Here is a 14505-nt window from a genome sequence, read left to right on the forward strand (position 1 = left end):
ATAATATTGTTAATGAATATAATTACATGTTAATTATATTAATGAGTTACAATAACCTCATATACATTATGGTTACATAATGATGTAACCCTCTAAAAAATAAGATTAAAAACTATCAAATACTGATGAGGTGAAAATTTTATTTATTGATTAATAAGGAAAAAACAGAAAAGAAAAAGATTATTGATGATAGATTCAATGAATTTTTTATTAACTTTTTGGTAAAAAAGAGGGAGTAAGATGAGTATTTATTAATGAAATTAGCGATTTTTACAGCACGATTATATAAAAAAAAGCGAATATTGATTAAAAAATATTCGCTTTTATCTTATGGGATCATGTTTTCTTAACAATTACCGCATGGTAACAAATTCTTCAGCCGCTGTTGGATGGATAGCCACAGTATCATCAAAGTCTTTTTTGGTTGCACCCATTTTTAAGGCAACCGCAAAACCTTGTAGCATCTCGTCCATACCAAAGCCAATACCATGAATGCCGACAATTTTTTGCTCATCACCAACACAAACTAACTTCATTCGACAAGGCTGACGATGACGAGTTACTGCACTATACATAGCCGTAAAGGAAGATTTATAGACTTTTACCTTATCTTCACCATACTGTTCAATGGCTTGAGGCTCTGTTAAACCAACAGTACCAATAGGTGGATGACTAAATACCACAGTTGGAATATTTGAATAATCTAAATGTTCATTAGGCTTATTATTAAATAAACGCTCAGATAAACGACGACCCGCAGCAACAGCAACAGGCGTTAATTCAACAGCACCTGTATTATCACCTACGGCATAAATTCCTTTTACTGAGGTATTTTGGAATTTATCAACGTTAATATAGCCTTTTTCATTGAGCTCAACACCTGTCACTTGAAGATTCAGGTTATCTGTTGCAGGTTCACGACCAATTGCCCAGATTAATGTATCTACCGTGTGCTCTTCACCATTTTCAAGTTGTAGTGTCAGGCTACCATCCGCATTTTTCACAACGGCTTTAGGAATAGCATGAGTATGTAATTGTGGACCTTCTGTTTCCATCACTTCAATAAGTGTCTCAACAATCAGTGGATCAAACGTACGTAGTGGCGCATGTTTGCGCACAAAAAGATGCGTTTCACTGCCTAATCCATTTAATACACCAGCAAGCTCCACCGCAATATACCCCGCGCCGACAACGGCGACTCGTTTTGGTAATGCCGTGAGTTCAAAGAAACCATCGGAGTTAATACCATATTCAGCGCCAGGAATATTAGGCTGAACAGGGCGTCCTCCTGTTGCAATAAGGATATTATCAGCGGTAATTTTTTCGCCGTTGACTTCAACAGTCTTCGCATCAATAAAACGGGCGAATCCTTCAATAACATCAACTTTATTATTACCTAAAACGCGCTCATAGGATTGATGGATGCGATCAATATAAGCAGTACGGTTGCTAATGAGTGTATCCCAATCAAAACGGTTTACTTTGGTGTCAAAACCATAGTCAGGACCATATTGATGGATAGCCTCTGCAATTTGTGCCGCATGCCACATCACTTTTTTAGGTACACACCCCACATTTACACACGTGCCACCTAATGCTTTCGCCTCAATTAATGCGCATTTTTGGCCATACATAGCCGCCCTATTGATTGATGCGATACCGCCGCTACCGCCACCAATGGCGATATAATCGTAATGTTTGCTCATCTTATCTAATCCATTTATCTGTAGAAAATAGGTAACTAACAGGCTAATTCTTTCATAGAATAAAGTCTATTATGACAAAATTTAGCAACCTGCACTTCAGATTTTAGCTTTTACAGTAATAGGCAAAAACCATTGCAGATACTTATTCAGGAACAACCCATTCAACCAATGTATGTCCTATCCCTTCTGGGACTAACGTTTTATGTAACCAAGGTAAAATTGATTTCATTTGTGATTCAAGCTTCCAAGGTGGATTAATAACAATCATGCCTGATGCTGTCATACCTAGTTGATCACTGTCTGGTTTTACTGCCAATTCAATTTGCAAAATTTTACGAACACCTGTTGCTTCAAGTTCTTTTAACATACGTTTAATTTGTTGACGATGAACAACAGGATACCAAATCGCGTAAGTCCCAGTAGCAAAACGTTTATAGCCTTCAGCAATACCTTTCACAACCGCACTGTAGTCTTGTTTTAGCTCATAAGGTGGATCAATTAAAACGAAACCTCTACGGCTTGCGGGTGGTAATTTTGATTTTAGTTGACCAAATCCATCTTCACGAGCAACGCGAACTCGATCATCACGAGAAAATTCCGTACGTAATAAAGGGAAATCGGTTGGATGAAGCTCAGTAAGCGCAAGTTTATCTTGTTCTCGTAATAAGTTAGCCGCCAATAGCGGTGAGCCTGGATAATAGCGTAGCTCACCATTTGGGTTTAGCGCGCTAATAATATCAAGATAAGGAATAATAAGCTCAGGCACTTCCTCTTGTTGCCACAAACGCATGATACCGTCTAAATATTCGCCAGTACGTGTTGCATGTGCATTTGTTAATTGATAACGACCAGCACCAGCATGAGTATCTAAATAAAGAAACGGTTTTTCTTTTTCTTTTAAAGACTCAATAATAAGGGTTTGAACAATATGTTTTACAACATCGGCGTGGTTACCAGCATGGAAACTATGGCGATAGCTCAGCATTCTTTATCTTCCGTTAGAAATGGATATAGCAAAGTAATTTAGTTACTCTGAAAAGCGTTATATTGCTCAGTGTATCAGAAAAAGCCGAACTTCTTTATTGAAAGCGAAAGAAACGTTGTGTCTTGGTTTTCAGCCGTTATGATAAAGCAATATTTAACATAAATACTAAGGATAATGTGATGAAAAAAATAGCCTTCTCAGTTATCGCACTCAGCCTGTTTATTGGTAATGCATATGCATCTAACCCAATCAATGGTTGTGAGATAAAAAAACAAAATGTTCAACGACAATTAGATTATGCTAAAGCACATAATAACTATTATCGTGTAAAAGGATTAGAAAGAGCATTAAGTAATATTGAACAGCATTGCACACCTGAAAAGGTGGTTGAAAATACACGTATGGAAATTCTAGAAAAGCAACGAGAAGTTGAAGAGCGTGAATTAGAATTACGAGAAGCACAGTTTAAAGATAATCTGAATAAAGTCTCAAAAAGAGAAAATAAATTAGCTGAGGCTAAAGCCGAGTTAAAAGAACTTGAAAATGAATTAGAACTACTAACAAAAAAATAAGCTAACATATTATGGCGCAGAGAATATGTTTATCATCACAATAATACATATTGAGCGCCATAAACCATTTATTTTATATGCTAGTATTTTTCTTCGCTTATGTGCCTTATCACAGTTTAACTGAATTTCATCTACACTTTATTTTTGTATTCAATGCAATATTTACAAAATTAGTGGTATCTATATTAAGCATCATGTGTGTAATACAAATTAAGCTATGATATTTTTAAGTAGAAACTATAGTAATCACATTAATGTATTGAAATAGATAGATCTCATAAAGAGGATATATGTCAGAAGAGATGCAAAAAAAAGAAGTACATGAAAAAACTCAACTGACTCAGCCTATAAAGAAAGGGCTTGAAAAAGGGCTGGATAACAGTAAAAAAGCCATTGGTATTGGGTTAAAAATCACAAATTTTATTACGCATATCCCTTTTATTGCTCATCTTATTAGGGCCGCTGAACGTTTTAATGACAGAATGGGAAATCAGTTTGGTGCTGCAATTACCTATTTCTCATTCTTATCATTAATTCCAATATTAATGCTTTCCTTCGCATGCGCTGGTTTCGTTTTAGCCTCAAATCCTGATTTATTGGCAAAATTGATTTCAGGTGTTGCTAATAGCATTGACGACCCAACTTTAGCATCCACAGTGCAACAAAGTATCGATACCGCAGTTCGCCAACGTACAACAGTCGGGTTAACGGGTTTAGCCATCGCACTTTATTCTGGGGTGAATTGGGTTGGTAATTTACGCCAAGCGATTTTAGCGCAGTCACGTACCGTTTGGGAAAGAAATGAAGAAGACCAAGAAAAAATTTACTTTCGTTATCTTCGTGATTTTTTAGCACTTATTGGATTACTTATTGCGCTTATTATCACTATCACTTTGACTTCGGTTGCAGGTTCAGCACAAAGAATCATTGTTCATACATTAGGTTTAGATGGTATTGAATGGTTAACTCCAGCATGGACAACCATTGGTTTAGCTATTTCTATTACAGCTAACTATTTACTGTTTTTATGGATACTTTGGATTTTACCTCGTCATCAACCTAAACGCATATCACTTTTAAAAGGCACACTCATCGCGGCTATTGGCTTTGAGGTATTAAAATCAGTAATGACGTGGATGTTGCCAAGAATAGCAAGCTCACCTTCAGGCGCTGCTTTTGGTTCAGTCATTGGTTTGATGGCTTTTTTCTACTTTTTTGCACGTTTAACACTGTTTTGTGCTGCTTGGATTGCAACTGATGGACCAAATATACGTAAAAAACAGCGACACGAAGCTGAATTAGCATCGTAGCCCTATGATAAAACAATAGAGTTTTCTAACTATAACCGCCTAATGATAACGTAATAAGGAAAAATAATGCCCTACGTTAATATTAAAATTACACGAGAAGGTGCCACTGCAGAGCAAAAAGAACAGCTTATTGCTGGTGCAACCCAACTTTTAGTCGATGTATTAGGTAAAAACCCTGCAACAACTGTTGTTGTGATTGATGAAGTTGATACAGACAATTGGGGAATAGGCGGAAAAACAGTAACGGATTTACGCGCTCAAGATAAAAGTCAATAATTCAGAAAAATAAAGAGGATGCCAAAAGTATCCTTTTTTTGATTTATTACTTTATAAATAAGGAAATCATTATGGTGAAATCGATGACGGATACTTTCAATGCATTACCTAATGCAAGCGCTATTTATATTACAGGTGCAGGTATTCAATATCCTTTTGGCATGGCACATGGATTTGCCGATGAAAGAAGTAAAAAAAAGCTCACTGTCGATACCCCTTTTCGTATCGCTAGCAATACAAAAATGTTTCTCGCTGCGGCGTTTTTGCGTCTATGGGAAGATCATATCGTTTCTCTTGATGATGCTATTAGCCAATATCTTAGTCCACACTATCAGCAAACACTCTCAGAGTTAGGCTATTGCGTTAAGACGATAACATTACGTCATTTATTAAGTCATAGTAGCGGATTATTTGATCACGCAAATGAAACGTATCTCGACGATGTATTTCGCACGCCTTCTCATCAATGGACTCGTGATGAGCAAATAGCGCGGTATACACAGCAAGGTTTCCCTATTATTCCTGCGGGTAAGCGGTTTATTTACTCTGATACGGGATATATTCTATTAGGCGATATTCTCTGTCGGATCACTAAAAAAACATTGCCACTTGCAGTGCGTGAACTTCTTCATTTTGAAAGTTTAGAGTTGCCTCAAACATGGTGGGAGTCATTAGAATCACAACCTACTAACGCCAAACCAAGAGCTAGGCAATTTGTTGGAGAAAGAGAAACAACAGATATTGATCCATCAATGGATATCTTTGGTGGCGGTGGACTTGTTATGACAACTCAAGAGCTTGCTAAATTTACGGCAGATCTCTTTGAAGATAAAGTCTATTCACAGCCTAGTACTTTAAATGAAATGATGTGGCAAGGATCTCATACTGATGCCAAGCGCTATCGTTTAGGATTAATGACTGAAGATACTGAGTTAGGTACACTCTATTATCATTTAGGATATTGGGGCTCCATGGCTTATTACCTCCCAGAGAAAAAAATAGCCATCGCCGCTTTTACCACTCAACGCAATGACAGGGATGCCTTAATCACTATTGTTAAAGACGCAATTAAACACCTTTAACTTTAATATGATGAATATAAGACAAAATAAAAGCCAAAAGTCACAATCAACTTTTGGCTTTATTATTTAAATAACGAACTATCGATATAATTCGCTATTATTTACTTGGTGTACTCTCTTTTGCAGATGAAGGCATAACTTCAGGCACAACCGTTTCTGCGACATTAGCAGGGTTCGTTTGTTGTGCATTATTGACTTCTGCTGATACTTTTGTTTTCTCAGGATGGACATGCTTTTCAAATTGAATTCGCAACTCACCAAGATTGACTGTTGGCGCATCACCACTTTGTGTTAAAACAAATGCAATATCTTCAGATAAGATTTTTGATAATGCTTGATTGAGCGTGTCTTTCGTTAAGCCCGCTAAAAAAGCTTGGCGTAAACGTTGGTATTGCTCTGGTGGAATATCAATAATATTACTTTGTTGAGATAACAAACGTTGATTAATTAATAGCGCAGTGCTGGTTTTTGCATAACGGGCAAAAAGCTGTGTTAGCTGAGTTTGTTTTTCTTGCTGAAGCTCTTGATAAAGCTCGTCAGAAATACCTTTGTTACGCAATTGCCCTAATTCTTCACTTACCCAAGAAGCTAACGCGGGAATATTCGCAGTTGGTGTATCAATATTCAATGAACAGCTTGCACGCTGATATTGAACTCGACAGTCGATATTCAGTTGGGTATTGTCTTTTTCTTTACGATGTTCAAGACTACGACCTAAATGAACAAAAATAACCTCACGCGCTAAATCACTTAACCAATATTGATTTAATGTTTCTGAATCTTTAACTGGCGACCAATCAAGATCCCAAATTAAGGAAATTCTATCGTTCTCACGCATTGGCTCTTGAACATAAAGTGTTTCTGGCTTTAAATCTGCAAGCACAGGAACGGGCACTGGCGCTGAGCGTTTACCTGACAGTGGGGAGAAGGCCTGATTAATATTTTCGGTTAAGACGCGATTATCAACATTACCTGCAATATATAGCGTCATCACATCAGGTGTATACCAACGTTGCTGATATTCTGATAATTCTTTAGTGTTAACCGATTTATTAAGGACAGAGCCAGGTTTATGTCCTTTTAAATTTGAGCCTTCAAGACGTGAGCGCCAAATAGGATCATCAATATTTGCTGGAAATGTAGCAACAGAAAGTGGGGACTGAACTGCATTACGCACGGCATCTTCTGTATATTCGGCGGGTTTTGCAACATCAGAAAGAAGTGCAAATGCTTCTTTCAGTAACTCTGGTTGATTATTAGGTAGGCTTAAATTGTAAACCGTAAAATCATAAGAAACTATCATTGGAGGCAGAGGATAATCAGGATCGACTGCATTCTTCCACAAATTATTGCGCTTTTCAGGTGTTAACCCTTTATTTTCCAATACATTTAATTTTGAAATTAACGTTGAAAAACCCGTTTCATTGCTTTTTTCTGATAATGAACCGGTATTCACTAATAAACGGAGTTGTATCCTATCATTAGGGCGCTGCGGAGTTTGTAATATTTGCCATTGAAAACCGTTAGTCAGTCGCCCTTCTTGCCAAGCAGGATCAGGCTGTAGTGCTTCTGCTTGAACTTGGCAAGTTACAGCGCTTAACATAACGCTTCCCAAAAAAATTCGTGTTAATACACCCTGCATGTGAACCTCTGTTGTATTAATCCTTGGTATTAAACCACTTATGAGGTTTAACAATAAGTGCCGGAAGACATGTGAGATGCTTAATGCCTGTATTTTGTGTCACCCTTTTTTAATACCATCGTTTATCAGACTAAATCACTATGGTGATTAGACTCATTGTGACACAAGAAGGTTCAGACCTTCGGCAATTTTTGATCAGATTTTTGATGATTATATCCTTTAACCAGCAAACCAATCTCATCGTCATGATGAGATTTAGGACAAGTTAATGTACAAATCTTATCTTCTTCATTAAGAGTAACGGCGATTTTGCGTAAAGGTTTAACGACAATTCGGTTAATACACCAACTAATCGCGATAGTCAGGATAAGTCCCATTAATAGATAAGTCGTAAGCACGAGAGCCACAGTGTTGCTAGCAAAACGATAAACTCGATTGGTATCTGCTTGTAAAATAAGGCGGCCTGTATAAGCCTTATCCTCAGTATAAACGACACCTAAAGGGTGCAAAGGAATGGTAACTTCTACTGGGATATGGAAAAGCCACTGAGAAAATGGAGAGACCTCTTTTTTAGGTGCAAAATCCAAATTAAGAATTTGTAAGTTCTCAGGTTGAATCACAATGGCTTTGCCTAGGATACCTGTTGTTTTTAATGAGATAATTTGTTGTTTAGCATCATTCAAATCTGAACGTAACAATGCATCAGCAAGGGATTGTTGAATACTCATTCCCGCATTAAAGAGCTGATTTTGATAATCTTCACGGCGTTGATCAATGAGATAAACAAGCTGAATACTGATAAAAATAGCAATAGTCACTAACGTGACGCCTGCGACAGCAGCCATCTGTTTTATCGTTAATGAGCGTTTAAGATGAGGTTTCATTGTTGCTATTTCCAGTAAACATGCTTGAACAGAGAAGATTATACTGTATTTTTTGTCTTGTGTATCACCCTTGAAAAAAGAAAAACACGCTAAAAAGCGTGTCTTCGTTCATGTTAAAATCAATAAAAAGGATTATCTGGTTATAAACACGACTAACCAGATAATATTTATCTTTTAAACGATGATTTTATTACTTTGATAGTTATTCAAATGAATTTTCATTATACTTATTCTTCTTTTGTTGGTTTCACTTTATTACGTTTTTGTGAATCATAAACATCAGAAGGAAGAACTTCCTTACCATTTACAATTGTTTTCTCAGCATCTATTCGCAGTTTTCCTTTATCTGTCAAGGAGAAAGCACGCGTATTTTCCTTATTATTGATAGTAATAACATCATTAGCAATTAAATCTATATAACCTGACGTTTGTAATTTATCACCAAATTTTTTCACGTTATTAAACTTAACTTTGCTATCTATCATGCTAATCTTGTTACCGATCACAGTCACATTTCCATAGCCAAATATAGATAAATTATTTAAATTAATATTATTTAGATTATCACTTATTAAACGACCTTTAAAAAGAATATCAATATTCTTATTCACCATAATTTCATTTCTTATAGTATCGTAAGAAGCATAACGTCCTTCATTGCCTAACATAAAACCACGATTTCCTGTAATATTAATATCACTATCAATTATATTAAATTTACTTGATTTGAAATCGTAGTCTTCATGAACATTAAATAAAACACCTGAATTGTTAAAATATGAGGGTGCTTTCTCTGGATTACTATTAAATTTGAGATTTTTTGCATTAATATTGACTTCACCATTTACAACATTAAAGCGCCCTTCAATATTAATATTATCACTTTCTATATACTGTTCAGAAGGGATTATTGTTTTTCCTGCAGCATATAAAACATTTTTCTCCGTGATTCTAAGTAAATCAATCGATAAGAAAGACTTTTCTATATTTTTTAAATTTTCAGATGCTTCTAAAGTCATTTCGCTAGTTTTCAAGGCAAGTTTTTCATTATATTCATTAGGTTTTTCGTTAGCTAACTTTAAAGCTTCTTCTGCAATTTCATTTAATGTTTTTGCGACTTCTAGTGCCTTTTTATACTTTATTAATGCTAACTCTGTTCTTAGTTCTAAATTTTTATATTTTCTAAATACATTTTCCTCATCTAAAATTGAAAATACTCCATTTTTACTAACATCTATATTTTTATTTATAATTTTATTTATTTTTTTAACTTTTAGACTTCCATCAATATTAAGTATTCCTCCTTTTAAAAACAAATCATTACCTTTTAATAGAGCACCATCTAAAATATTAACACCTTCGCCTTTTTCTTTAGAGAGTGTTTTTTCTTTTTCACCTGTTAAAATATTATCAACGAAATTAGCACTATGATAACCATTAATTATATTGATGTTTGAAATATTGTTTTCTTTGGATATATTAATTCTATTAGAGATAATACTAATTATTTGATTTGAGTCTAATGCCTTGAAATTATTAAAATTAACAAATCCATCTGTTAAATCGAAACTATCTCCACGATTGCTATTAGATTTTCCCGATATCAACATTACATTATCAGAACCAACAAATTTACAGCCATTACATTCAATTCCATTAGGATTTGCAATAATTAATTCTGCCTTTTCACCTAGCACTGAAAGAGTACCTTCTAATAAACTTTTTTTATTAGAAGTGATTTCACTAAGAATAATTTTAGCTTTTACTTTGCTATTATCAATATTAACCCCTTGTTTAACAACATTAAAATTTTGAAAATAGTTGACCGATAAGCCAATATCGTTTGCTTTATTAATATGGATAGTCTCTATACTCTTATCATTTTTAGATTTTTCCAAATCAACAGAAGTATTATTGGCTAGTGCGCTACTTTGCATAAAAATGAAAGCAAGAGAAACAGAAAGTGGGCTTAATAACGGTATTTTTTTATAAGACATAATAATCCTTTAAATAAATAAATTTAAAGGAAATCTAAATCAAAAAATATATATGAGATATAAAATTAAGAACAACAAATATATTGTTGTTCTTAATATGTAAAGAGAGGAAACTAGCTTAGATGAGCATTATCTTGGTCAACTGCAAAACAAGCGATGAGCTGCCCATTATAATCTTTTAAGATAGGCTGTAATTGTGTACACATTCCAAAAGCGCGACGACAACGAGCTGCAAATGCACAGCCTGGTGGCGGATTTAGTGGGCTAGGAAGCTCTCCTGTTAACTTAATACGCGCTCGCCTTAATTCTGGTGTTAATCTTGGTGTCGCTGAAAGTAATGCTTGAGTATAAGGATGTTGAGGATTTTCAAAAATTTGCTCTTTTGTTCCCTTTTCAACACAACGCCCTAAATACATCACAATCACTTCATCTGCGATATGTTCAACTACCGACAAGTCATGTGAAATAAACACATAGGAAAGTCCCATATCATGTTGCAGATCCATCATCAGATTTAATACCTGAGCTCGAACAGAAACATCAAGTGCAGATACAGGTTCATCAGCGACCACAATATCAGGTTCTAGCATTAATCCTCGGGCAATTGCGATACGTTGACGTTGACCACCTGAAAACATATGTGGATAACGGCTATAGTGTTCCGTTTTCAATCCTACTTTTGCCATCATAGATAATACTTTCTCTTTACGTTCTGATGCGCTGAGTGAAGTATTAATTAATAAAGGCTCTTCTAAGATCTGCCCTACTTTTTTACGAGGATTGAGCGATCCATAGGGATTTTGAAATACAATTTGGATCTTTTGACGACGTAATTTTTCGGCAGATTTATCTTTGATTAAAAGGTTTTGACCACGATAAGAAAGTTGGCCTGATGTTGGCGTTTCAATCATCGTGAGTAACCGGCCTAACGTCGATTTACCACAACCGGATTCACCAACAATAGCCAGTGTTTTTCCACGTTCAAGCTCAAAAGAGATGCCATCTAATGCTTTTACCGTTTTTTCTTTAGCGAAAAATCCCCCCTTTGTGCTGTAATATTTTGCTAAATTCACCGCTTTTAATAAGGGAGTATGTTCATTTGATTGCATTTCAGACATGGCTAGGTCTCCCTCTATCATCTAATGGGGTATGGCACTTCACGCGATGAGAGCCGATTTCTTTTAGCTCAGGTTCTTTTTGGTAACATTCTTCATGAGCATAAGGACAACGAGGATTTAATAAACATCCTACGGGCCTATCATAACGACCGGGTACAACACCAGGTAAGGATTCTAAACGCGCTTTATCTTTTGCAAACTCAGGTAATGCTTTTAATAAGGCTTGTGTATAAGGGTGGCGGGGGGTTGTAAAAATTTCAGTAGCTTTTCCTGCCTCAACGACTTGCCCTGCATACATCACAATAATGGTATCAGCAGCTTCAGCAACCAATGCCAGATCATGAGTAATCAGCACTAACGCCATATTCTCCTGTTTTTGCAAATCTAACAATAATTCAATAATTTGAGCTTGAATAGTGACATCCAGTGCCGTTGTTGGCTCATCAGCTATCAATAATTTAGGCCGACATGCTATTGCCATCGCAATCATTACTCGCTGGCTCATACCGCCTGAAAGTTGATGAGGATAAACATCTAAACGCGAAGCTGGATCAGGAATCCCCACCAGCTTAAGTAAGTCTATTGCACGTTGTTTACGCGTTTTACGGCTACCACCTTGATGGACTTTTAACGCTTCCATAATTTGATAGCCCACAGTAAAGCATGGATTCAGGCTTGTCATCGGATCTTGGAAAATCATCGCGACATCAGCACCAACAAGGCTTCTACGTTCTGATTCAGAGATTTTCATTAAATCTCGTCCATCAAACTGTAATTCTTGGGCACTAACACGGCCTGGAAAATCAATTAATCCCATAATCGCTAATGAACTAACAGATTTACCTGAGCCAGACTCACCGACAATCCCTACCACTTGACCTTCTTCAACTTGATAGCTAATACGGTCTACCGCTTTAAACGGAGTATCTTCATCACCAAAGTGAACAGATAATTGGTTAATATTTAATAATGGCATGTTCTTACTCCGTTACTGCTTCAATTTCGGATCAAGTGCATCTCGTAAACCATCGCCCATTAAGTTAAAGGCTAAAACGGTTAATAAGATAGCAAGTCCTGGAAACGTCACTACCCACCATGCACTTTGTGTAAATTGCAACACATCAGATAACATGGTTCCCCATTCTGGTGTCGGTGGTTGTGCTCCCATGCCTAAAAAGCCTAATGCGGCCATATCTAAAATGGCATTAGAGAAACCTAATGAGGCTTGTACAATTAAAGGTGCTAGGCAGTTCGGTAAAATATTAATAAACATTTGTCGTAATGAGCCAGCGCCTGCTACGCGAGAAGCAATAACATAATCACGATTCACTTCAATCAAAACAGCTGCTCGTGTTAAACGAACATAGTGAGGAAGCGCAACAAACGTTAGCGCGATAGATGCATTGACAATAGAAGGACCAAAAATAGCAACCAATACCAGCGCCAATAATAAGCTAGGTAATGCCAGCATAATATCGACAACACGCATGATACAGATATCAACAATACCGCCAAAATAACCCGCCATTAATCCTAGAATAATGCCTAAGAAGAGGGACAAAACAACAACGATACAGCCCACCAATAATGAAAGGCGTGCGCCATACATTAATCGAGAAAGAATATCTCGACCGACATCATCGGTGCCTAAAATAAAGCTCCAATTTCCACCTTCTTGCCAAACTGGAGGCGTTAATAGGAAATCGCGAAATTGCTCATCAGGAGCATGAGGTGCTAAAACACCAGCAAATAATGCTACAAGTAACATGATAACGATATAAACAAGCCCAACGACTGCACCTTTATTTTGCTTAAAATAATGCCAAAATTCTTGAAAAGGTGTCATCGGTATGGGTGCATTCATCACGGGAGTTGCGTTATTTTCACTCATTATGTGCACTCCTTATTTTTTATGCCGAATACGTGGATTGACGATGCCATAAAGCACATCTACCAACAGGTTGACGAAAATAATCATCGTGGCAATTAACAATACACCGCCTTGAACAACGGGATAATCACGTCGCTGTAATGCATCTATTAACCAACGCCCTAAACCAGGCCATGAAAAAATAGTTTCCGTCAATATCGCACCCGCTAACATGGTGCCTACTTGCAAGCCAATAACAGTGACTACAGGTAACATCGCATTACGTAATGCATGAATAAGAATAACGCGCGCTCTGCTTAACCCTTTTGCTCTTGCAGTACGAATATAATCTTCACCTAAAACTTCTAGCATGGCTGAACGCGTCATACGCACAATGACAGCAAGTGGAATAGTACCTAATACGATTGCAGGTAAAATAATATGGTGGATAGCATCTAAGAAATCACCTTCTTCACCCCAGAATAAAGTGTCTATCAACATAAATCCGGTTAATGGCTGGCTATCATCAAGAAAGACGCTGTCATCTAATCGACCAGAAACAGGTGTTAAATCGAGTTTGACTGAAACCAACATGATAAGCATTATTCCCCACCAAAAAATCGGCATGGAATAACCCGCTAATGACACACTAATCGCCGTATGATCAAAAATTGAGCCTCGTTTTACAGCAGCGAGTACACCAACAGGAATACCCACAGATACCGCAAAAATCATGGCACAAATGCCCAATTCTAAAGTTGCTTTAAAGCGAGGTAAAAATTCATCCCACACACCAATACGGCTTTTTAATGAGATACCTAAATCACCATGAAGAATGCCGTTAAGATAGGTTAAGTATTGTTCCCATAGCGGTTTATCTAACCCTAACTCTGCCATCAGATAAGCATGGCGCTCAGGTGATAAGCCACGTTCTCCTGCCATTATCATGACAGGATCGCCAGGAATTAGATGGACAAAGATAAACGTGAGTAACGTAATTCCGATAAACGTTGGCAGCACAAGCCCCAAACGTTGAAGGATAAATTGCAACATATCCTAGTTC

General features: G+C 36.7%; 13 protein-coding genes. 4 read left to right on the plus strand and 9 right to left on the minus strand.

Annotation, left to right across the window (positions count from 1 at the left end):
* Positions 1 to 353: 353 nt before the first annotated feature.
* Positions 354 to 1706: a glutathione-disulfide reductase gene (gene gorA, locus M983_RS07270; RefSeq protein ID WP_066749313.1), complete on the minus strand. Its 1353-nt coding sequence runs from the start codon at positions 1704 to 1706 to the stop codon at positions 354 to 356.
* 142 nt (positions 1707 to 1848) lie between these two features.
* Positions 1849 to 2691, minus strand: coding sequence for a 23S rRNA (adenine(2030)-N(6))-methyltransferase RlmJ (locus tag M983_RS07275; RefSeq protein ID WP_066749323.1), 843 nt, complete (start codon positions 2689 to 2691; stop codon positions 1849 to 1851).
* 179 nt (positions 2692 to 2870) lie between these two features.
* Between M983_RS07275 and M983_RS07280 the strand changes: the two genes are divergently transcribed.
* From M983_RS07280 to M983_RS07295, 4 genes are all read left to right on the plus strand, one after another.
* Entirely contained in the window at positions 2871 to 3263 is a 393-nt protein-coding gene (locus M983_RS07280; RefSeq protein ID WP_066749325.1) for a DUF1090 domain-containing protein, read from the plus strand.
* Positions 3264 to 3553: 290 nt separating this feature from the next.
* A complete protein-coding gene (gene yhjD / locus M983_RS07285) occupies positions 3554 to 4573 on the plus strand; it encodes an inner membrane protein YhjD (RefSeq protein WP_083954570.1) in 1020 nt (339 codons plus the stop codon).
* A 66-nt stretch (positions 4574 to 4639) separates the two neighbouring features.
* Positions 4640 to 4849, plus strand: coding sequence for a 2-hydroxymuconate tautomerase family protein (locus M983_RS07290; protein WP_066749326.1), 210 nt, complete (start codon positions 4640 to 4642; stop codon positions 4847 to 4849).
* Positions 4850 to 4920: 71 nt separating this feature from the next.
* Positions 4921 to 5931 (plus strand): serine hydrolase domain-containing protein, encoded by a 1011-nt coding sequence (locus tag M983_RS07295; RefSeq protein WP_066749328.1) that lies wholly within the window; start codon positions 4921 to 4923, stop codon positions 5929 to 5931.
* A gap of 97 nt (positions 5932 to 6028) precedes the next feature.
* Here M983_RS07295 and M983_RS07300 read toward each other — a convergent pair whose 3' ends face one another.
* The 7 genes from M983_RS07300 to dppB form a co-directional block, all read right to left on the minus strand.
* A complete protein-coding gene (locus M983_RS07300; RefSeq protein ID WP_066749331.1) occupies positions 6029 to 7573 on the minus strand; it encodes a M16 family metallopeptidase in 1545 nt (514 codons plus the stop codon).
* A gap of 173 nt (positions 7574 to 7746) precedes the next feature.
* Positions 7747 to 8457, minus strand: coding sequence for a HAMP domain-containing protein (locus tag M983_RS07305; RefSeq protein WP_066749334.1), 711 nt, complete (start codon positions 8455 to 8457; stop codon positions 7747 to 7749).
* A gap of 227 nt (positions 8458 to 8684) precedes the next feature.
* Complete coding sequence (locus M983_RS07310; RefSeq protein ID WP_066749337.1) at positions 8685 to 10454, minus strand: two-partner secretion domain-containing protein; 1770 nt, start codon at positions 10452 to 10454, stop codon at positions 8685 to 8687.
* Between the two features lie 113 nt (positions 10455 to 10567).
* Positions 10568 to 11572, minus strand: a complete 1005-nt coding sequence (gene dppF, locus M983_RS07315) for a dipeptide ABC transporter ATP-binding subunit DppF (RefSeq protein WP_066749340.1) — start codon at positions 11570 to 11572, stop codon at positions 10568 to 10570.
* The gene (gene dppD, locus M983_RS07320; RefSeq protein ID WP_066749346.1) at positions 11565 to 12548 is read right to left on the minus strand and encodes a dipeptide ABC transporter ATP-binding protein; all 984 of its coding nucleotides are present in this window, start codon (positions 12546 to 12548) and stop codon (positions 11565 to 11567) included. The genes dppF and dppD overlap by 8 nt, the downstream gene beginning before the upstream one ends.
* A 12-nt stretch (positions 12549 to 12560) precedes the next feature.
* Positions 12561 to 13463 (minus strand): dipeptide ABC transporter permease DppC, encoded by a 903-nt coding sequence (gene dppC, locus M983_RS07325; protein WP_066749348.1) that lies wholly within the window; start codon positions 13461 to 13463, stop codon positions 12561 to 12563.
* A gap of 12 nt (positions 13464 to 13475) precedes the next feature.
* Positions 13476 to 14495, minus strand: coding sequence for a dipeptide ABC transporter permease DppB (dppB, locus tag M983_RS07330; RefSeq protein ID WP_066749350.1), 1020 nt, complete (start codon positions 14493 to 14495; stop codon positions 13476 to 13478).
* Between the last annotated feature and the right edge of the window lie 10 nt (positions 14496 to 14505).

This window comes from Proteus myxofaciens ATCC 19692 (assembly GCF_001654855.1).
Classification (GTDB): Bacteria; Pseudomonadota; Gammaproteobacteria; order Enterobacterales; family Enterobacteriaceae; genus Proteus; species Proteus myxofaciens.